This is a genomic window from Ciceribacter sp. L1K22, assembly GCF_017599385.1.
Lineage (GTDB): Bacteria > Pseudomonadota > Alphaproteobacteria > Rhizobiales > Rhizobiaceae > Allorhizobium.
In genome coordinates this window covers 1-693 of the sequence record NZ_JAGFPK010000021.1, presented here as the reverse complement: position 1 = coordinate 693, position 693 = coordinate 1, and the positions used below count along the sequence as shown (strand labels likewise).

The window sequence follows — 693 nt, the reverse complement described above, 5'->3', positions numbered from 1 at the left end:
TGCTGGCGGTGCCGCCGGAGCCGTCGATGCTGCCGCGCGCGCCGAAGCCGCTGGCCCAGAAGCCGAAGCGGCCGGCATCGAACCCGGTCTCGCCGTCGAAGGCCGAGAAGCGCTCGGCCGCCGCATTGGTCTCCTCCGGCCCGTAGGCCGTCGCCGCCGACTGCTCGACCGAACCGCCGGAGAGACCGCGCATGCGGGTGTTGAGCATGCCGTTCATCGCCTGCGTGCCGGTCGTCAGCAGCGGCGTCGTCGAGGAATGCACCTCGCCGGAGAGCTGGCGGAAGGTCTTGCGGGCATTCTCGGCATTCATCAGAAGAAGGCTGTTGTAGAGGGACAGCGACGGACCGGATTGCTCCAGGCTGTCGAGCGCCCGGGCGACGGCCTGTTCGTTGCCGGTCTGCGCGACCGTGACGAAGGTGCCGCCATCGCCGTCGCCATCGCCGTCTCCGTCACCGTCCCCATCGCCGTCTCCATCCCCGTCGCCGTCGCCATCACCGTCACCGTCTCCATCCCCATCACCGTCACCATCGTCATCCGGATCGACGACGACGGTCAGCAGCACGTCGTTGCCGGAGATCACCGAGGAGACGTCGAGAAAGGCGGAATCGCCGAGCAGGTCGGCGAAGTCGCCGGTAATGCCGCCGGCGGCGCTGAGCACGGTATAGGTCTGGCTCTCCTGGTAGCTGGTGGCGG

At 68.7% G+C, this 693-nt stretch carries 1 pseudogene; it reads right to left on the bottom strand.

The features are described from left to right. Positions 1–693 (bottom strand): annotated as a pseudogene (locus tag J5J09_RS22700) (hypothetical protein); the annotation flags it as partial.